This window comes from Pseudomonas sp. SK3(2021), from assembly GCF_016772375.1.
GTDB lineage: Bacteria > Pseudomonadota > Gammaproteobacteria > Pseudomonadales > Pseudomonadaceae > Aquipseudomonas > Aquipseudomonas chlororaphis_I.
Window position 1 is genome coordinate 2,175,795 of the sequence record NZ_CP061943.1, and the last position, 19,285, is coordinate 2,195,079.

The window sequence follows — 19,285 nt, forward strand, 5'->3', positions numbered from 1 at the left end:
TTTTATTGTCTGGGATTTGAGTGGGAGAATTTCGCCATGGATCTGCGCCGCCTGGGTGGCCTGTCAGCGCTGCTGGGACTGACACTGATGCCGTTGCCGTCGATGGCCGCCGGCAAATGCGAGCGCCTGGTGGTGACCGGCAGTCCGGATGCCCCGCCATATCTGTGGCGCGACCCGCAGGACCCCGGCCACCTGATTGGTGCCAGCGCCGAACTGCTGCAGCATGTGGCGCAGGAGCTGGGGATCAAGGTCGAGCTGCTATATGCCGGCAAACGCTCCGCCGCCCTGGATGAAGTGCGCAGCGGGCGCATGGACATGCTGGCCGACGCACCGCTGACGGTGAATGAGCTGGATGCGTTGGACTACATTCATCCGCCGCTGCTGGAGAACGATTTCCTGGTCTGGACCCGCAAGGGCTCGACGCTGAGCTACAGCCAGCCGTCGGACCTGCATGGGCATACTGGCGCATTGTCGGAAAGGGCACGCCTGACGCCGTCCTTCGACGCCTTCGCCAAAGAGCAATTGAGCCTGACCCGCATGCCGAACCTGACCCAGGCGTTCCAGAAACTGCTGCTGGGGGAGGTGGAGTATGTACTGGCCGGACGCTACGCCGGCATGGCCCTGGCCCAGTCGCTGGGCATGGCCAACGATCTGCTGGCCTTTGAACAACCTGCCGATAAACCCGGCCTGTTCCTGGCCGTCTCGCACAACTCCGCCTGCAACGACCCATGGTTGCGCGGACAGTTGGCGAAAAAGATGACAGAATTGCCCGCGTCCGGTCTGACGGAAGCCGTGCTGCAGCGCAATCTCGAGCGTTGGAAGGCACAGTTGCAGCAACCTGTCAGTACCCCCAAACAGTAGGGATTTCTAGTGAGTATTCGACCTCTTTTCGCTGCCCTGGCCGTCCTGGCTCTGGCGGGTTGCGCAGCCGATCCGGCGCCGAATGAACAAATGCGCCTGACCGAACAAACCCTGGCCCAGGCCAAGGCCATGGGGGCCACGGCAGAGGATGTGCCGGAAATGAAACTGGCCGAGGACAAGTTCGCCCGCGCCCAACGCAACATGCAGGAAGAGTCGTTCAAGCATGCGCGCATGCGTGCCGAGCAGGCGGAACTGGATGCGCGCCTGGCCGAGGCGCGAGTCCTGACCTTGAAAAGCCAGGAACAGCTGAACCTCGTCCAGACCCGCATCACTCGCCTGCGCAAGCAGTTGGGAGATGCCCAATGATTCGTCTGACTCAAGTATTGGGCGGCGTGCTGCTGATCGCCTGCACCGGCCTCTACGGCTGCGCCGGGCAACGCAGCGAAGCAGCGCTGGAACAGGCCAGCGAAGACTTCCAGAAGGTCAAGGAAGACTCCAACGTACTGCGCATCGCGCCCAAGGACGTGATCCGCGCCGGTGAGTCCCTGGCCCGCGCCGATCGCCTGTCCAGCTACTGGGGCAGCGGTTCGGATGTGGTGCATTACGCCTACCTCAGCCAGCGCTACAGTGAAATCGCCCGCGAGCACACCAACCAGGCGCTGAACCAGGAGCAGGCGGCCAAGCTCGAACTGGAACGCCAGCGCCTGCAACTGGCCCTGCGCGAGGCCAAGCTGCTGAGCGTGCAGCAACAGGGCAAGTGGCTGGAAGAGCAGATCATCAACCTGGCCACGACCCAGACCGATCGCGGGCTGGTGATGACCCTGGGCGATGTGCTGTTCGACACTGGCGAAGCGGAGCTGAAAAGCTCGGCCAACCGCACTGTGCTCAAGGTCGTGCAGTTTCTCCAGCTAAACCCCAAGCGCGTGGTGCGAATCGAGGGCTACACGGACAACACTGGCGACAAGCAGAGCAATCTGAAACTGTCCCGCGACCGGGCGCAGGCCGTGGCCGATATCCTGGTGGACCTGGGCGTCGAGGAGAAACGGGTCCAGGTCGAAGGTTATGGCGATGAGTACCCGGTAGAGGCCAATGCCTCCGAACGTGGGCGAGCGCAGAACCGTCGGGTGGAAATCGTCTTCTCCGATGAGAAAGGCCAGTTGGGCGCCGCGCGCTAAGACGCGGAGGGTCAAAACAACCCGGTTTCCCTGTGGAGCCGGGTTTTTTTGTGCCTGACGATTGGCACGCAAAACAATACAGTTTTTGCTGACACTGCCCTGTACGGTCGACTATTGTGGCAACTGTCCCAGTACACTTATGAACTGTTCCGGTATCGTCATCCACAAGAATAAAATGCCGGTGAAATCGAGTGCAGCGTCATGACCAATCTCTTGCTTTATCAACGTATCGCTCAGCAGCTGGCTGAAGATATCCGGCGTGGTGTGTACCAGCCCGGGGAGCGCGTGCCTTCGGTACGCAAGATGAGTTCCCAGCTCAACGTCAGCCACGCCACGGTGCTCCAGGCCTACGCCAATCTCGAGGATCAGGGGCTGATCCGCGCCCGCCCGCAGTCGGGTTATTACGTGCACCAGACCCCGGCGCTGACTGCGCCGACCCCGGACATCGCCCGGGTCGAACGGCCTGGCCTGGTGACGCGCAGCAGCATCATTCATCAGGTGTTGGTGGAGTCGCGCCGTGAAGGCGTGTTTCCGCTGGGGGCTGCGGTGCCGAGCGTCGATTACCTGCCGGTGCGGGCGCTGCACCAGCAACTGGCCAAGGTCACCCGTTTCCACAGTCCGCGCGCCTTCAGCTACATGTTCAGCCCCGGTTTCGAGCCGTTGCGCCGCCAGGTGGCGATTCGCATGCGCGACGCCGGCGTGGTGGTCGACCCGTCCGAAGTGGTGATCACCCACGGCTGCGTGGATGCCCTGCAGATGTCGTTGCGCGTGCTGACCCGCCCGGGCGACCTGATTGCCGCCGAGTCACCGACTTATTATGGCTTGCTGCAACTGGCCGACCTGCTGGGGCTCAAGGTCATCGAGATTCCCAGCGACCCTTCCACCGGCATGAGCCTGGAAGCGCTGCAACTGGCGGCCAACCAATGGTCGATCAAGGCCCTGGTGCTGACCACGCGCCTGAGCAATCCGTTGGGCGGCACCATGCCGGAAGAGCGGCAGAAACAATTGCTGCGCCTGGCCTCGGATTTCGATATCCAGGTGGTCGAGGACGATATCTACGGCGAACTGATGTTCGAGGTTGGCCGTACCAAGGCGCTGAAAGCCTATGACCGGCTGGACCGGGTGATCTATTGCTCGAGCTTTTCCAAGACCCTGTCCCCCGGCGTGCGTATCGGCTGGATGATTGCCGGCAAGTACCAGCAGGAAATCCAGCGCTTGCAGACCTTCAGCACCCACTCGGCCTGCAGTGTCACCCAGATGGGGGTCGCGGCCTACCTGGAGAACGGCGGTTACGACCGGCATCTGCGCTTTATCCGTCAGGAGTACCGCAAGAACCTCAGCGCCTTTCAGCTGGCGGTGCAGCAGTACTTCCCGGAAGGCACGCAGATTACCCGTCCGAACGGCGGTTTCATTCTCTGGGTCAGCCTGCCGGGGCGGGTCAATACCCAGGAACTGCATGTCCGGGCATTGCAGCAGGGCATCAGTATCGCGCCGGGGCTGATCTTCAGTAACACCGAGCAGTTCAACCACTGCATTCGCCTCAACTGCGGTACCCCGTGGAATCGCGAGGCCGAGCGGGCGCTGATGACCCTGGGCATGTTGGCCAGCCAGCTGTGCCAGGAGGCTGCGGGCGGTTTTTGAAGGATCGGTTGCCGCGCTTGTTTTCGCGCGGTCAACAGGCGAGCATATGGCTCTTCGCCGCCAATCCTGTTGTCTCTCTATGAAAGCGATTTTTCCTGTTGCCTGGGTATTGGTCAGTGTCTTGAGTGCTTTTGGCACGGCCAGCATCCTGGCGGCTCCAGCCCAGGAAAAGGTCGCGGCAAGCGCTACCGCGAATAAATCGCAAAAAACCGCGGCAGCCAAGAAAACCGCACCGGTAAAGAAGGCGACAGCGAACAGCAAGGCCAAACCCAAGGCCAAGGCGCAGAAAAGGCGCGCGCCGATCGTCTCCAAGTCCAAGGCTGCCAGTGAGATCGTGAAGACGCCTTTGCCATCGGCCAAGGTGGATCTGAGCCTGCCACCGGAAATGGTCAAGCAATTGCAGCCGATCGGCTCGGTCAACCAACCCAAGCGCACCCCGTTGCTGCCGCCGATGTTCGGCGAGAAACCCAAGGACGACAGTCCGTTCCAGCTCAACGGCCGCCTGCTGAGCAACGAAATGCAGTTGCAGCTGCGCAATGACGAACGGCGTGATGTGGAAGGCGCGGCGCTGGATTTCGAGTTCAAGCAGTAAACCCTCATCCTGACTGTGACCCGCGGCCCTGACGCTTTGTCGGAGACTGGTCAGTCACGCGAGCCTGAGAGCAAAAACCAGCGGGCGGCCAATTTCAAACGGCTGTTTTAGCGGTTACTCTAGTCCGCGCCATTTCAATACTTTGCCCGTCGCGAGGAGCTTGTCGTCATGAACTGCCGTGAAGGCTGTGGCGCCTGTTGCATTGCCCCTTCCATCAGTACCCCGATTCCCGGAATGCCCAATGGCAAACCGGCCGGAGAACGTTGCATCCATCTTTCTGTCGAACTGCGGTGCGGTCTGTTCGGCCAACCCGAACGGCCCGCCGTCTGTGGTGCGTTCCAGGCCGATGTCGAAGTCTGTGGCGGCAGCCGGGAAGAGGCTATCCGCTTGTTGGGCTGGTGGGAGCAAATGACGGCGGCGTGAAGTGTTTCAATGAACGGAACTTCAACAATAAGGAATAAGACAATGGGTTCGCTGCATCGAATTGCTGTGCTCTGTGGGTTGACCGTTCTGCTGTCGGCAACCGCCCACGCCGAAGATTGGCAAACGGCCAAGGATGAAGACGGCATCAAGGTCTCCTTGAGTGAAGTGGCCGGGTCCAAATACAAGGCCTACCGGGGTGTGACCACCATGAAAACCAGCGTGGCCAAGCTGCGCGCGCTGCAGGACGACGTGACAGGCGCCTGCGCCTGGATTCATGAATGCAAGTCGCAGAAACTGCTCAAGCACGAAGGTGAGCAGAGCTGGACCTACACCCAGTTCAATACCCCGTGGCCGGTCACCCCGCGTGATTCGGTGCTGCATGTCACCACCAGCGAAGCGGCCGATGGCAGCCTGACCCGCAAGCTCGAAGGCGTACCGACCTATGTTCCCGACGAGAAAGGCTTCGTACGTGTCGCCCAGGTCGAAGGTTTCTGGAAATTCGTGCCCAAGGGCGCGGACCAGGTCGAAGTGACCTACCAGGTGCACACCGAGCCGGGCGGCAGCGTACCGTCCTGGCTGGCCAACAAGTTTGTGGTGGATGCGCCGTTCAACACCCTCAAGGCATTGAAGGCGCGTGCCGAGAAGCCGTAAGCGCCGGTCGCTGCAAAAAAGGCTGCCCCAGGGCAGCCATTTTTTAATGGAGTTGCCGGGCTCTTGGTTTGAACGATTATTGGCTCTTCAGGGTCGACATCTTGTGATGTCCATCCATGGGCTTCATCAAGGAGGCGCTGATGCAAAAGTGGCAAGTCACTTTCGTTGACGATCATGGTGTCCAGTCAGTGGAGCAATTCGACTGTGAGCAGCAGCCCAACATGGAGAAGGCGGCACAATTGATTCGCGCAAAGCTTCTGCCGGTTCCGGCCGAGCTTGACCTCAACGATCTGGAAGGGCGTACCGATGATCCTACGGTCAAGAGCCTGAAAGATCAGAACAGCATTCAAATCCTCAGCATTACGCCAATTTAATCTTTACTGCGCAAAGCCCTACCGGGCTTGAACCCAGACCTTGGCAGCGCCCGCGTCTTGGCGCTACTCTGCATCCGAGATCAGCGAATGAATCGCTAAGGTCTGGTCTTGTCAGCTACATGCTTGTTTCCTGGCGGCGATCTTCTCGCCGCAAGCCTGCACCGTGCGGTGACAGGCAAGGGAGTACGGAAAGTCTATCCATCGGTTTGAGGAGGACGTTTCATGAGCACAGCCTATCAAGAAGACATCAGCAGCAGCGTGCTGCGCCGCATGAAAGAAGGCGGTTTCGATTTTTCACGATTCCATCCCATCGAGTTCTACGCCATTTTCCCGGACGAGGAGCGGGCACGCAGGGCGGCAGGGCAGTTCCGCGGTGAATCCTTGAATGCCCAGGTCAGCGTGCGCGATGACGGCGCCTGGTACCTGGAGCTGAGCAAGGTGATGTACGCCACCTACGGCGGCATCGGCGATTTCGAGCAGGACTTTGAAGCGGTGGTCGCGCCCCTGGGCGGGATCATTGAAGGTTGGGGCGTGAAGCAGGAGGTTCGAGGGCGACTCGTCTAGTGCATATGAATAGCGTCAAGAATCAGCATCGGCTGACCTTCGGGTCGGCCGATTTCGTTTCTGCCACTGGGATCTGCCGGGGGGGCCAGCCTCGCTCCTGAGAACGGGCAAAAAAAGGCCACCCGCTGAGGGTGGCCAAAAGGGAAGACCGGTAGGAGAGGAAACCGGTCGGGGACATTCCGGGCCCGGCCGCCATTGGCGCCATGAAGGGGGCATCGACAGCGCGCCTTGGCGGTGCAGAAGTCGTTTGCGCTGTTGCAGCGAATTCTGCGCAGTTTTGCCCAAGCGGTGAAATCAAGTCTGGCTATGCCGTCGATAGCCATTGCATTGCCTGGCAATGGAGCACTTGCCGGGGAGTGCGCTCGACGGTAGGCGCGAAGCTTGCCCGCGATGGCGTCCTGGAGAGCACCTCCCCAAGCCAGCTTTATTGCGCCGCCTGTTTACGCCCCGCCATATGCTTCAGATAGCCCACCAGCAACTCCAGCTCGGCATCCGGCAATACACTGCTTGCGAAGGCTGGCATCTTCGCCTGTGGCCAGCGGCGCAGGCTCTGTGGGTCGCGGATATAACGCTTGAGGAAGTCCGCGCCGAAATACTCGATGGGGCTGTAGGGGATATTCAGGTCCGGGCCGAACTGCGAGTCGCCGGCACCGTTGAGGCGATGGCAGGCCAGGCAGTTCTTCTGGAACAGGGCGAAGCCCTGATTCACCGGGTCGCCGGCCGCCAGCCTGGGGGCCGGGCGCAGGGCCGGGAAACGTTCCGCCACCGGCGCCAGGCGCTTGATGCTCGCCACTTCGAATGGCCACTGCTCGGGGCTGATATGACCGGCCTGCGGGTTGGTCCACACCAGGTAGAAAGGCCCGGCGCTGTGCTTGCCTTCAGCCAGGGGCGGCCAGGGCTTGGCCGGGTCTTCGATGGCCAGCCAGGCTTGGGCGCCGTCCTGGTTGAGCAAGGGCGCGGCGGGCAGTTCGGCGGCGAAACCGTCCAGGGCGACGGCTTGCAGGTGGTCATCGGCCTTGACGCCAGTGAGCAGGGCCGAGACCGGCACCGCGCGGTAACTCATGTCGCGTTTGTACGACACGTCATCCTTGACGGTGACGGTCCGGGCCAGAGGGTGCTTGAGCAGTTCATCGGTCTGCCAGGTACGGCTGCCGGCCCCCAGTTCCAGGGTCAGCTGCGCGGCATGCACGGGCGTGGTGAGCAGCAGGGCGCTGCACAGGAAGATAAGAGATTTCAATTGATCGCTGTCCGTCGCTGGGGTGGAGAATACCGCGTACGGCCCGTCTCCAGTTTTCTGATAAGCGCGACGACACCCTGATTCAGCGTGGCCGCGGCGTCAGAAAGAGTGGCACACAAGCGCCGGCCCCGGTAGCGAACCGGAGCACAAAGATTCGATTGCGTGACGGGATGGCCACGCCTCTAGCCGATCACTTTGGTGAGGTTCGGCAAGATCAGAAGCAAGGTGGTTGCGAACAGAATGAGCCCCGCTTGACGGACTTTCGAATGCTTGAACATGGCTGAATGCCTTTTGTTGTTATTCCTGAACATCAAATGCATGCCTGCCGCTTCACTATGGCCAGGCGATGTGTCCCTTTCCTTGCGCGTGCACCGGCAAGACCCGGCTGCAACGATTCACTGCCTACAGTCCTACCTTAGGGGCCTTGTAACCCTTGGCTTAGATCCATTTCATATCAGCTAATAGGCGGATGCTTTAAAAAACGCATGAGGCCTATTGCCATCTTCTTGCCCACCCTTTGTCTAGACAGTTCCGTTATGCGGCGGGCGGAATCCATTAGCTCACTACCGTTCGTCTGAGCGTGACCGTCAAGGTCAGTGAGCGCATCGGTCATTGAATCCCGGGCCCTCGGGGCCAAGAGTGGGAGCCCTGTCATCATTCATCTGCACAGCGGTTCGAGGACGTCATGACCCAGGCTTTGATATTCGACGCATTACGCACCCCCCGTGGCAAAGGCAAGGCCGATGGTTCCCTGCACAGCGTCAAGCCGGTGAACCTGCTCGCCGGGCTGCTCGATGCCCTGCAGCGGCGTACCGGACTCGACACCAGCCAGGTCGACGACATCGTGCTTGGCTGCGTGACGCCAATTGGCGACCAGGGGGCTGACATCGCCAAGACCGCGGCGCTGGTCGCCGATTGGGACGTCAGCGTGGCCGGGGTGCAGATCAACCGCTTTTGCGCCTCGGGCCTCGAGGCGGTGAACCTGGGGGCGATGAAAGTGCGCTCCGGCTTCGAGGACCTGGTGGTGGTCGGTGGCGTCGAGTCGATGTCGCGGGTGCCCATGGGCAGTGACGGCGGCGCCTGGGTGCTCGACCCGCAAACCAACATGCACAGCCATTTCACCCCGCAAGGCATAGGCGCGGACCTGATCGCCACCCTGGAAGGCTTCAGCCGTGAGGATGTCGACACCTTTGCCCTGCAGTCCCAGCAGAAGGCCGCACGGGCCAGGGCGGCGGGGGCTTTCAGCAAGTCCCTGGTGCCGGTGCAGGACCAGAACGGCATCGTCCTGCTGGATCACGATGAGTTCATTCGCGCCGATTCCACCCTCGAGGGCCTGGGCAAGCTCAAGCCCAGCTTCGAGATGATCGGCCAGATGGGGTTCGACGCCACCGCCTTGCGGGTCTACAGCCATGTCGAGCGTATTCACCACGTGCACACTCCGGGCAACAGCTCAGGGATAGTCGATGGCGCGGCGCTGATGCTGATCGGCTCCGAAGCCAAGGGCCAGGCGCTGGGCCTCAAGCCACGGGCGCGGATCGTCGCCACGGCGGTCACCAGCACCGATCCGACCATCATGCTCACCGGGCCGGCGCCGGCCACGCGCAAGGCGCTGGCCAAGGCCGGGCTGCGGGTCGAAGACATTGATCTGTTCGAGGTCAACGAGGCCTTCGCCTCGGTGGTGCTGAAGTTCATCAAGGACATGGCCATCGACCCGGACAAGGTCAACGTCAATGGCGGCTCCATCGCCATGGGCCACCCGCTGGGCGCCACCGGCTGCGCGATTCTCGGCACCCTGCTCGACGAGCTGGAAGCGCGGCGCCAGCGTTACGGCCTGGCGACCCTCTGTGTCGGCGGCGGCATGGGTATCGCCACCATCATCGAACGTCTCTGAGCCCTGACTTCAAGGAAACACTTTCATGACCGAAGCCATCCGTTACGAAAAGGGCCAGGACCAGATCGTCGTTCTGACCATCGACATGCCGGGCCAGAGCGCCAACACCATGAACGCGGTGTATCGCGAGGCCATGGCCGCCTGCGTGGCCCGCTTGCAAGCCGAACAGGAATCGATTGCCGGGGTGATCGTCACTTCGGCGAAAAAGACCTTCTTCGCCGGCGGCGACCTCAATGAATTGATCAAGGTCGGCAAGGCCGAAGCCCAGGCCTTCTATGACATGGTGCTGACCCTCAAGGGCCAGCTGCGAGCCCTGGAGACCCTGGGCAAACCCGTGGTAGCAGCGATCAACGGCGCGGCCCTGGGCGGTGGCTGGGAGATCTGCCTGGCCTGCCATCACCGGGTGGCGCTGGACGACCCGTCGCTGCAGATCGGCCTGCCGGAGGTGACCCTCGGCCTGTTGCCAGGCGGCGGTGGGGTGGTGCGCATGGTGCGTTTGCTGGGCCTGGAAAAAGCCCTGCCGTATCTGCTGGAGGGCAAGAAGGTTCGACCGCGGCAGGCGCTGCAAGCCGGCCTGATCGACCAGCTGGCCAGCGACCGCGACGACTTGCTGGCCAAGGCCAGGGCGTGGGTTGTCGCCAACCCGGCGGTCAAGCAGCGCTGGGACGTGGCCGGCTACCAGATTCCCGGGGGCACGCCGTCGCACCCGAAAGTCGCGCAGATGCTGGCCATCGCGCCGTCGATCCTGCGCAGCAAGACCCAGGGCTGCCTGCCGGCGCCGGAGAAGATCCTCTGTGCGGCAGTGGAGGGCGCCCAGGTCGATTTCGATACCGCGCAGTTGATCGAGGCCCGTTATTTCACCGAGCTGACTACCGGCCAGGTGGCGAAAAACATGATCGGCACCTTCTGGTTCCAGCTCAACGAGATCAATGCCGGTGGCTCCCGTCCCCAAGGCTTTGCGCCCTATGTGACCAGGAAGGTCGGGGTGCTCGGTGCCGGGATGATGGGCGCCGGGATCGCTTACGTCAGCGCCGTGGCTGGCATCGAAGTGGTGCTCAAGGACATCAACCTGGCGGCGGCCGAGAAGGGCAAGGCCCATTCGGCGGCGCTGCTGGAGAAGAAGGTTGCCCGTGGCCACTTGAGCGCCGAGCAGCGTGACGCCACGCTGGCGCGAATCCGCACCACCGAGCAGGACGCCGACCTGGCCGGTTGCGACCTGATCATCGAGGCGGTGTTCGAGGATCGCGAGCTCAAGGCCAGGGTCTCGGCAGCGGCGCAGCAGGTGGTGGGGGCGCAGGCAGTGATCGCGTCCAATACGTCGACCTTGCCCATCACCAGCCTGGCCAAGGCGGTGCCCGATCAAGGCAAGTTCATCGGCCTGCATTTCTTCAGCCCGGTGGAAAAAATGCCCCTGGTGGAAATCATCAAGGGCGAGCAGACCAGCGACGAAACCCTGGCGCGCGGTTTCGACTTCGTCCAGCAGATCAAGAAGACCCCGATCGTGGTCAACGACAGCCGCGGTTTTTTCACTTCGCGGGTGTTCGGCACCTTCACCAACGAAGGCATCGCCATGCTTGGCGAGGGCGTAGCCGCGCCGATGATCGAGACCGAGGCGCGCAAGGCGGGGATGCCGATCGGCCCGCTGGCGATCTGCGACGAGGTTTCCCTGAGCCTGCTGAGCCATATCCGCCAACAGACCGCCAAGGACCTGCAGGCCGAAGGCAAGCCGCTGCCGGAGCATCCGGCCTTTGCCGTGATCGACCTGCTGCTCAATGAATACAAGCGCCCAGGCAAGGCCGCAGGTGGCGGTTTCTACGACTACCCGGCCGGGGGGCAGAAGCACTTGTGGCCGCAGCTGAAAACCCACTTCGAGAAAGCCGACGGGCAGATTTCGCCGCAGGACGTGCGCGATCGGCTGTTGTTCGTGCAGGCCATCGAAACCGTGCGTTGTCTGGAGGAGGGTGTGTTGCGTTCGACGGCCGATGCCAACATCGGCTCGATCTTCGGTATCGGTTTTGCGGCCTGGACCGGCGGGGCCTTGCAGTTCATCAACCAGTACGGCCTGAAGGACTTCATCGCCCGTGCCCAGTACCTGGCCGAGCAATATGGCGAGCGTTTCGCGCCGCCGGCGCTGCTGCTGGAGAAGGCCGCCAAAGGCCAGTTGTTCTGAGACTGAAGGGACTAAAGTGATGCATCGCGGGGCTTGCCTTGGTCGGGCGTTTCAAGGCAGGCTCTGGAGTGTTCATTATTCCCATCACGTGTCAGGTATTTTTTATGTCGCTACGCATCTGCATTCTGGAAACCGACATCCTGCGTCCGGAATTGGTCGATCAATATCAGGGTTACGGGCAGATGTTTCAGCGCCTGTTTTCACAGCAGCCGATCGCTGCCGAATTTTCCGTCTACAACGTGATGCAGGGCCACTACCCAAGCGACGACCAACGCTTCGACGCCTACCTGGTCACGGGCAGCAAGGCCGACTCCTTCGGTACCGACCCTTGGATTCAAACCCTCAAGACCTACCTGCTGGAGCGTTATCAGCGCGGCGATAAACTGCTGGGCATCTGTTTTGGCCATCAGTTGCTGGCGTTGCTGCTGGGGGGTAAGAGTGAACGCGCGACCCAGGGTTGGGGCGTGGGTACCCACAACTACAAGCTGGCGGCCAAGGCGCCCTGGATGAGCCCGGTGGTGGAAGAGCTGACGTTGCTGATCAGCCACCAGGACCAGGTGACGGCCTTGCCGGAAAACGCCACGGTCATCGCTTCGAGCGATTTCTGCCCGTTCGCGGCCTATCACATCAACGACCAGGTGCTGTGCTTCCAGGGCCACCCGGAGTTCATCCACGACTATTCGCGGGCCTTGCTGGACCTGCGCCAGCAGCACCTGGGCGAGCAGGTCTATCAAAAGGGCATCGCCAGCCTGGACCGGGATCATCACGGCAGCACCGTTGCCGAGTGGATGATGCGTTTTGTCGCGCACAAGCCGCAGGCCGGGTCGGTTTGAATCTTTAAGCGCATCGCGAGCAGCTCGCTTCTACAAAGACTTCAAAGTCCTTGTCGGTGAGCAGCTGCGTCGCGTTCTGCGGAGGTGTTTTCAATCTTGGGGGTTGAGGCCTCGCAGACCTGCTAAAACCTCCGAAGTGCTGCGCATGATCTCCCTCAGGGCCTCTACCAGGGCGGAAGCAGCCGGGGATAATCCGACGCCGGAAAGTCGAGAGACGCCGATCTGTTCCAATACCAATGGTTCGAAAGCGGGCAGACGAACAATCTCAGTGCGGTATGCCGGATCAAATGCCACCGACTGCGGCAAAATGCCCAGAAGATCCGTCTGCCTGAGTAACCAAAGAATATTGAACATGGACACCGTTTCGATGGTGGCATGGGGCGGATCGATATTTTCCCGATAAAAAATATTATCGAATTGCTTGCGCAAGGTTGTTTCCGTATGGGGGAGCAGCCACGCCTCGCGCGCGAGTTGTTCAAGCTTGACGTCGGGTTGCTGGGCAAGTGGGTGATCCCGTCTCGCAACAATAATGGCGTTTTCGCTGAATAGAGCCTCCTGAGCCACAACCGCGCTGGTACTAACGTCGGACAGCCTTCCAATCAGAAAATCAAGTTCGCCTGATATGAGCCGAGGGATGAGCTCAGTACTCACTCCATCAACAATTTTGATCCGGATGTCAGGGCGGGATGACCTGAGTCGTGCGATCGCCGCGGGTACGAGGTAACTCGATCCTGTGAGCACACAACCTATCGCGACCCGCCCGGCGTAGCCTCTGCCCAGCGCGTCGATTGCGTGTGAAACATGGTCGATCTGGGCGAGGACCATCCGGCTGCGATCGACAAAGGCTTGTCCAAGCTCCGTAGGCGTCACGCCTCGGCGGCCCCGGATGAAGAGCGGGGCACCCACTGCTTCCTCCAGATCCTGCAACAGCTTGGTAGCCGTGGGCTGCGAAAGATGAAGTGCGCGCGCCGCATGCAAGATGCTGCCGTACTCAACCAGTGCAATCGCTAAGCGGAAATGCCTTACTGTCGCCCATCGTTCAAGCCTGTCGAGTTTCATTTGGTATTCCATTTTCTGATATCACACTAAATATAATGTTGATTTACGGATAGCAAAACCCTCCCTAGAATGAATTCAGACATGATCGTTCTGCCTTGGTCGACACTTTGATGCGATGTTGTACGCGTGATTTATATATTGATCGCAAGTACTTCTCGGCACTTTGCTCAACCAGGGAATAGTTAGGCTTTTAACCATGCGAGGAGTTTGCCCAGTGAGTGCTAAAAACCTGGAAGTCGTAAAAAAGTATTTTCAATATTGCGTAGATGGCAAAGACGCTGAGCGAGTGCATGAGTACTTCGATGCCGATGTCATTGTGCATAGGCCCGACTGCGACGCTCCCATTCGTGGCGTTGGCAACTTCAAGCGGGCCTTGTGTGAACATGTGCTGGAGCGATATGAATCAATAACCACCACATTCAGCAAAGAGGTTGTTACTGATGATGTGGTCGTTGTTCATTTGACCCATCACGCTCGTGGGTCGAATACATGGCACGGTTTTGATGTGCAGGGCAAGGATGTAACCTGGACGGCATTGACTTATTTCCGTTTCAACAGTTCAAGCAAGATCGTTGAAGAGATAGTAGAGCGAAACGAATTGTTCATGGCCAGGCAACTTGGAATTGTTGAATACACTTAAGAAATGCAGCGGCCATGCAATTCAAAACTGACGGTATGGTGTTGCCTCGTCCTGCAAAAAAGATAACCCGGTTCATCTTCGCCTGATGGTGGACGTGAGTCGAGCCGGGTTGTTGCACCCAGCTCCAGCTTGTCGCTCTACGGCCGCTGCCCAAGACGACTCTTGATTCACAGCCACCCCGAGCGCTTGAAGCTCGCCCACAACCCGGTACAGCCCAGTACCAGGAACGCCAGCACGCCGAAGTAGCCGTAGTGCAGCTTCAGCTCGGGCATGTTGTCGAAGTTCATGCCGTAGATCCCGGCCACCGCGGTCGGGAACGCCAGGATCGCCGCCCAGGCGGCGAACTTGCGTTGCACCACGCTTTGTCGCGAGGCCTCCAGCAGCACGCCGATCTCGATGGTCTGGCTGGCGATGTCGCGCAAGGTCGCCAGGTCTTCCATCTGCCGGGTGACGTGGATCTGCACATCGCGAAAGTACGGGCGCATGTTCTTGTCGATAAAGGGGAAGCTGAGCTTCTGCAGCTCTTCGCTGATCTCCACCATGGGCGCTACATAGCGGCGCAGGCGCAGCACGTCGCGGCGCAGGCTGTGAAGGTGCTGGATATCCCGCTCGTTGAGGGAACTGCACAGCACGCTGTGCTCCAGGGCGTCGATCTCGGCATGGATCGCTTCGCTGACCGGCTGGTAGTTCTCGGTGACGAAATCCAGCAGCGCGTAGAGCACGAAGTCTTCGCCATGCTCCAGCAACAGCGGCCGCGCCTCGCAACGCTGGCGGACAAAGGCATAGGATTTGGAGTGGCCGTTGCGGGCCGTGATGATGTAGCCGTTGCCGGCAAAGATGTGGGTCTCGATGAACTCCAGCTTGCCGTTTTCGCGCACGGGGGAGTAGGTGACGATAAACAGCGCGTCGCCGAAGGTTTCGAGTTTCGGACGGCTGTGTTTTTCCAGGGCGTCCTCGATGGCCAGCTCGTGCAGGTTGAATTGGCGTTGCAGATTGGCCAGTTCCTGGGCGTTGGGTTCTTCGAGGCCGATCCAGACGAAGTGCCCGGGTTTGGCGGCCCAGGCTGCCCCTTCGTCGAGGGTGATGTCAGTGACTTTTTTACCCGCGCTGTAGACTGCGGCGGCAACAACTCTACCCATGGTTCCTGTTCGCTTCTTCTTATCGAAATGAGGAGTGAGACTCCATGCAGCTTAGCCCCATGACTGATCAGAGTCAGCCTGGAGGGTGGAGTTCGCCGGCAATAAAAAGCCCGCACGCGGCGGGCTGTTTTCAGGCGGTCTGTAACTGGCGGTCCATCGACTCGATACACTCGCGCATCTGTTCGCGGCATTGCTCGATCAGCCTAGGCATGTCGTCCATGCTCAGCCCGGCGGTGGGAATCGCCGGCAGCGAACGGATCAGGATCCTGCCGCTGTGCCAGCGGTTGAGGCGCATGTGGCGGATGTAGCTGCTGGCGCATACCGGGACGATCGGCACGCCGGCGGCGATGGCCATCTGGAAGGCGCCTTTCTTGAACGGCAGCAGGTCTTCGCCGAGGTTGCGGGTACCTTCCGGGAACACCCAGATCGAGGTGTCCTTGTGTTGCAGGGTGTGGGTGGTGGTCAGCATCGAGCGACGCGCCTTGTGCGCGTTGCCGCGGTCGATCAGCACGTTGCCCGCCAGCCAGAACAGCTGGCCGAACAGCGGCACCCATTTCAGGCTCTTTTTGCCGATGCACACGGTGCGCTGGGGCACCACGTTGCCGAACACGAAGAGGTCGTAGTTGGACTGGTGGTTGGCGACGATCACGCAGCTCTTGGGCTTGTCCATCAGCGGCCCGACCTCGGCCTTGACCCGCAGGCGCAGAATGCACATGGCAGGCAAGGCATACAGGCGCGCGCACAGGCGGCTGTTATCCGGGTTGAACGGGCGGCACAGCCCCAGCACCACACCGAGAATCCCCGCTGCAATAAAATGCAGGCCCATCAATAACATACGAAACAGATACAGCATCTACAGGCCCACCGGGGATAAAAGGTGGCGCAGTGTACGGATGTGCACTGTTTTCGGCAATTACCTGTATAGAAGGGGAAGATGGCCGATATTTAAGCGCATGTTTCCGACTCTTCGCTCAGCGGCGAGTTAGAGCGCTGCGCCTGTCCTTCTCGCGCTGCGGGCATAAAAAAGCCCGGCGCAGGGCCGGGCGGGTATGCGATGGCTCAAGCTTCAGCCCAGGTGTTCCTGATCGAGGATGATCGCGTTGTCCAGGGTTTCCAGCAGCGCCTTGCGCACTTTCAGCTTGGTGTTCTTGTGGGCGGTCATGTTGATCTTCTTCAATTGGCGCGCGGCGGCCAGGGCGGCGCCTTGCAGCTCCTCGGCGCTTACTACCTTGTCGAGGAAGCCGGCATCCACCGCGCCTTGCGGGTCGAACATCTCGCCATTGATCACCGAGCGGTGCAGCGCGGATTTGCTTAGACGGTCACGGGCCAGCTCGATGCCGGCGTGGTGCATGGTCATGCCGATCTGTACTTCGTTCAGGCCGATGCTGAACGGGCCTTCGACGCCGATGCGGTAGTCCGCCGACAGCAGCAGGAACGCACCCTTGGCCACGGCGTGCCCAGGGCAGGCGACGATGACGGGGAAGGGATGCGACAGCAGGCGGCGGGCCAGGGTCGAACCCGAGGTCACCAGGCTCACGGCTTCCTTAGGACCGGCGGTCATCACCTTCAGGTCGTAGCCGCCCGACAGAATGCCGGGTTGCCCGGTGATGATCACCACCGCGCGATCGGTGACGGCCTGGTCCAGCGCAGCATTGAAGGCAGCAATCACGTCCGGGGAAATGGCATTGACCTTGCCATTGCTCAAGGTCAGGGTCGCGATACCGTCTTCGAGGTGGTAAGAAATCAACTCATTCATGACGCAATTCCTTGTATTGAAGTGGGGCAGACGTTACCCACGGTCACAGGTCAGGTAAAGCGCTGTGACTGACTGGTGAGTCAGCCCTTTCTGGCCTGACAAGCGTATCCGGCCACCTGGGGCGCGTATCGGCCCTTCTCTATAGCTGCCAGCCAGGCCAGAGATTGGCCGGTTTGCCATGACGCTGATGTCGTCGAAGTGCCGGAATCCAGAGAAATGTCTTAAGCGCATGAAAATTCTCAAAAAAACCTTTGCCATCAGAAAAGCTTTCGACTACATTAGCGCGCCTCGACAGACTGAATCGGTTTGACGAGACACGGTTGGGTGTCCGAGTGGCTTAAGGAGCACGCCTGGAAAGTGTGTATACAGGAAACTGTATCGAGGGTTCGAATCCCTCCTCAACCGCCATATTCGATCGACGCAAAACCCCTGATTTCCTCGAGAAGTCAGGGGTTTTGTGCTTTCTGGGTCCTGCTTGTCGCAGCCGTTGGCGAGCGGCTTCTTTGCTGAACGCCGTTTCCCCGCGACGGCCAAAATCATTACGAGTTCGCAACAGCCAAGGCTATTCCGACGAGGTATCGATCACCCTGGATACCTGAGTGGTCCTTGGCTTTGTTACCCCTGCGAAGCCTGGCGGTCCGGTCACCTTGAAGGTGAGGTTCTCCGCCGATATCAGGCGGGCACTCCACGCTTTCAGGTCTAGAATGGTCATGCGCATCGAGTGGGGCGATGCTGGCGGTCTGCAGGCGCGGGCGATGTTGCCGGCGTCGGCAGGCTTTGCAGCTACTCAATCGAGGACACGATCATGTCCACGCACGAACAAGTCACCGAGCATAAATCCTTCTCCGAACCGGACGAGACCCGCGAGTTTTCCAATGGCAAGGCAGAGATCCTGAAGATCGGCCAATGCGAAGTGGGGCGCTTCACTTTCAAGCCGGGCTGGCGCTGGTCGAACGATATCCGGCCACTGGCGCAGACACCGAGTTGCCAGGCTCCGCACTTCCAGTATCACGTGGCCGGCAGGCTGGCGATCCTGATGGATGACGGCACTGAAATCATCGCCGGGCCGGGTGATATCACCTCCCTGCCTAAAGGTCATGACGCCTGGGTGGTGGGGGATGAAACCGTGGTGGTGGTCGACTGGTTCGGAGCCAGCAACTACGCTCGTAAGGTCTAGGTGAAACGCAGCCGGAAAAGGAGCAGATGAAGATCAACTGCTCCTTTTTCGGCGACAATTCGCACTCTTGAGCGAAGAACTCCGGCTTGGGCCATTCGTCGGTCTTTTCGCCCGTGAACTGCAAGTCCTTAAATGACCGTCTAGTCTGAAGCGCTGTGACGGTCGATATTTTCTAGGCAGTCAGGTGCTTGCCGGTATCGACCGGTTGTTGGAGGGAGCAGGGAGATGAGCGATCCTTATATTGAGGACAATGGGGATGAGTTCCCAATCAACAACCTGGTGCGCTGCGGTCAGGCAGCGTTTGACAGCGAGCCACCGATCAAGGCATCGGCAGGCAAGACCAGGGCCAGTGCGTTACCCAGGGTGACCCAGACAAAGTTTTTCCCAAAAGTGGCGCCCACGACGAGGCGCTGACTTGCAGCATGAAACCCCGCCTAGCAGCGGGGTTTTTTCGGCCTGAAAGTCTCGAAATTGATTGTTTCAGAATTATCCAGAACGCTTTGAGATAGGTCCCATATTCCTGGTTTTCCCACGACGCTAAGGTCCGCTCCCTCACATTTCGTGTGGGGCCGACATTCTGTCGGATACTGTTTTTGATCAGGTATAAGGAAATAGAACCAGTGAAGAAGGCTTTCAAATTCATTGCCCTGTCGACCCTCATCGCTGCCAGCGGTTGCACCAGCTACAACATCAGCCAACCCGCCGCTCCGATCGACAGCCAGGTCAAGGCTGACCTCAAGGCAGACGTTGCGGTAGGCGAGGCCATCTCGGGGCAATCCTCGGTGAATATTCTGTTCGGTGTTCTCAAGTTCGGTGGTGACAACCAGTTCGCCGATGGCGTGACCTACGGTGGCGACACCGGTGGTGGCCTGGGCATGCTGGACCCGGTCAGTGCGGTGAAATCGGCTGCAGCCTACAAGGCCGTCAAGGCGTCCGGTGCCGACCTGATCGTTGCCCCACGTTATGAGGTCAGTGAAGAAAACTACTTCGTCTTCAAGAAGGTATCGGTCACTGTCAAAGGCAACAAAGGCAGCATCCGTAGCATCCAGTAAGCCTGTCGCAGGAACTCCTGAACAAGGCAATTTGCGTGACACCTCGCGTG

21 protein-coding genes and 1 tRNA gene are annotated in these 19,285 nt (G+C 60.2%); 17 read left to right on the top strand and 5 right to left on the bottom strand.

Features of this window, described 5'->3' with window-relative positions; genetic code table 11:
• Positions 1-36 precede the first annotated feature (36 nt).
• The 9 genes from IF690_RS09930 to IF690_RS09970 all read left to right on the top strand — a co-directional run bounded on the left by IF690_RS09930 (position 37) and on the right by IF690_RS09970 (position 6,281).
• Complete coding sequence (locus tag IF690_RS09930) at positions 37-861, top strand: substrate-binding periplasmic protein (protein WP_202699925.1); 825 nt, start codon at positions 37-39, stop codon at positions 859-861.
• 9 nt (positions 862-870) lie between these two features.
• On the top strand, positions 871-1,227 hold the full coding sequence (locus IF690_RS09935) for a DUF4398 domain-containing protein (RefSeq protein WP_202699926.1): 357 nt from the start codon (positions 871-873) through the stop codon (positions 1,225-1,227).
• The gene (locus IF690_RS09940; protein ID WP_023968454.1) at positions 1,224-2,036 is read left to right on the top strand and encodes an OmpA family protein; all 813 of its coding nucleotides are present in this window, start codon (positions 1,224-1,226) and stop codon (positions 2,034-2,036) included. The genes IF690_RS09935 and IF690_RS09940 overlap by 4 nt, the downstream gene beginning before the upstream one ends.
• A 201-nt stretch (positions 2,037-2,237) precedes the next feature.
• Positions 2,238-3,677 (top strand): aminotransferase-like domain-containing protein, encoded by a 1,440-nt coding sequence (locus IF690_RS09945; protein ID WP_009047866.1) that lies wholly within the window; start codon positions 2,238-2,240, stop codon positions 3,675-3,677.
• 79 nt (positions 3,678-3,756) lie between these two features.
• A complete protein-coding gene (locus IF690_RS09950; RefSeq protein ID WP_202699927.1) occupies positions 3,757-4,269 on the top strand; it encodes a translation initiation factor 2 in 513 nt (170 codons plus the stop codon).
• 168 nt (positions 4,270-4,437) lie between these two features.
• Positions 4,438-4,692: a YkgJ family cysteine cluster protein gene (locus IF690_RS09955; protein ID WP_202699928.1), complete on the top strand. Its 255-nt coding sequence runs from the start codon at positions 4,438-4,440 to the stop codon at positions 4,690-4,692.
• A 42-nt stretch (positions 4,693-4,734) separates the two neighbouring features.
• Positions 4,735-5,343, top strand: a complete 609-nt coding sequence (locus IF690_RS09960; protein ID WP_009047868.1) for an START domain-containing protein — start codon at positions 4,735-4,737, stop codon at positions 5,341-5,343.
• 116 nt (positions 5,344-5,459) lie between these two features.
• Positions 5,460-5,717: a hypothetical protein gene (locus IF690_RS09965; protein WP_031286304.1), complete on the top strand. Its 258-nt coding sequence runs from the start codon at positions 5,460-5,462 to the stop codon at positions 5,715-5,717.
• Between the two features lie 222 nt (positions 5,718-5,939).
• Positions 5,940-6,281, top strand: a complete 342-nt coding sequence (locus tag IF690_RS09970; protein ID WP_009042886.1) for a ribonuclease E inhibitor RraB — start codon at positions 5,940-5,942, stop codon at positions 6,279-6,281.
• A gap of 424 nt (positions 6,282-6,705) precedes the next feature.
• Here the strand turns inward: IF690_RS09970 and IF690_RS09975 are convergent, their stop codons facing one another.
• The gene (locus IF690_RS09975) at positions 6,706-7,518 is read right to left on the bottom strand and encodes a c-type cytochrome (RefSeq protein ID WP_202699929.1); all 813 of its coding nucleotides are present in this window, start codon (positions 7,516-7,518) and stop codon (positions 6,706-6,708) included.
• 685 nt (positions 7,519-8,203) lie between these two features.
• Between IF690_RS09975 and IF690_RS09980 the strand changes: the two genes are divergently transcribed.
• The 3 genes from IF690_RS09980 (at position 8,204) to IF690_RS09990 (ending at position 12,412) form a co-directional block, all read left to right on the top strand.
• A complete protein-coding gene (locus IF690_RS09980) occupies positions 8,204-9,409 on the top strand; it encodes an acetyl-CoA C-acetyltransferase (protein WP_202699930.1) in 1,206 nt (401 codons plus the stop codon).
• A 25-nt stretch (positions 9,410-9,434) separates the two neighbouring features.
• Entirely contained in the window at positions 9,435-11,579 is a 2,145-nt protein-coding gene (locus tag IF690_RS09985) for a 3-hydroxyacyl-CoA dehydrogenase NAD-binding domain-containing protein (RefSeq protein ID WP_202699931.1), read from the top strand.
• Between the two features lie 104 nt (positions 11,580-11,683).
• Complete coding sequence (locus tag IF690_RS09990) at positions 11,684-12,412, top strand: amidotransferase (RefSeq protein WP_202699932.1); 729 nt, start codon at positions 11,684-11,686, stop codon at positions 12,410-12,412.
• 90 nt (positions 12,413-12,502) lie between these two features.
• Here IF690_RS09990 and IF690_RS09995 read toward each other — a convergent pair whose 3' ends face one another.
• Positions 12,503-13,471, bottom strand: coding sequence for a LysR substrate-binding domain-containing protein (locus tag IF690_RS09995; RefSeq protein WP_215729800.1), 969 nt, complete (start codon positions 13,469-13,471; stop codon positions 12,503-12,505).
• 214 nt (positions 13,472-13,685) lie between these two features.
• Between IF690_RS09995 and IF690_RS10000 the strand changes: the two genes are divergently transcribed.
• Positions 13,686-14,111, top strand: coding sequence for an ester cyclase (locus IF690_RS10000; protein ID WP_202699934.1), 426 nt, complete (start codon positions 13,686-13,688; stop codon positions 14,109-14,111).
• Positions 14,112-14,278: 167 nt separating this feature from the next.
• Here IF690_RS10000 and IF690_RS10005 read toward each other — a convergent pair whose 3' ends face one another.
• The 3 genes from IF690_RS10005 to IF690_RS10015 all read right to left on the bottom strand — a co-directional run bounded on the left by IF690_RS10005 (position 14,279) and on the right by IF690_RS10015 (position 17,006).
• On the bottom strand, positions 14,279-15,250 hold the full coding sequence (locus tag IF690_RS10005) for a magnesium and cobalt transport protein CorA (RefSeq protein WP_009047875.1): 972 nt from the start codon (positions 15,248-15,250) through the stop codon (positions 14,279-14,281).
• Between the two features lie 130 nt (positions 15,251-15,380).
• Positions 15,381-16,103 (bottom strand): 1-acylglycerol-3-phosphate O-acyltransferase, encoded by a 723-nt coding sequence (locus tag IF690_RS10010; RefSeq protein WP_202699935.1) that lies wholly within the window; start codon positions 16,101-16,103, stop codon positions 15,381-15,383.
• Positions 16,104-16,316: 213 nt separating this feature from the next.
• Complete coding sequence (locus IF690_RS10015) at positions 16,317-17,006, bottom strand: crotonase/enoyl-CoA hydratase family protein (RefSeq protein WP_202699936.1); 690 nt, start codon at positions 17,004-17,006, stop codon at positions 16,317-16,319.
• 318 nt (positions 17,007-17,324) lie between these two features.
• Between IF690_RS10015 and IF690_RS10020 the strand changes: the two genes are divergently transcribed.
• The 4 genes from IF690_RS10020 (at position 17,325) to IF690_RS10035 (ending at position 19,235) form a co-directional block, all read left to right on the top strand.
• Positions 17,325-17,414: transfer RNA gene (locus IF690_RS10020), tRNA-Ser, on the top strand.
• Positions 17,415-17,811: 397 nt separating this feature from the next.
• Complete coding sequence (locus IF690_RS10025) at positions 17,812-18,183, top strand: cupin domain-containing protein (protein ID WP_023968464.1); 372 nt, start codon at positions 17,812-17,814, stop codon at positions 18,181-18,183.
• A 225-nt stretch (positions 18,184-18,408) separates the two neighbouring features.
• The gene (locus tag IF690_RS10030) at positions 18,409-18,597 is read left to right on the top strand and encodes a hypothetical protein (protein ID WP_202699937.1); all 189 of its coding nucleotides are present in this window, start codon (positions 18,409-18,411) and stop codon (positions 18,595-18,597) included.
• 206 nt (positions 18,598-18,803) lie between these two features.
• Positions 18,804-19,235, top strand: coding sequence for a hypothetical protein (locus tag IF690_RS10035; protein ID WP_025804301.1), 432 nt, complete (start codon positions 18,804-18,806; stop codon positions 19,233-19,235).
• Positions 19,236-19,285 lie beyond the last annotated feature (50 nt).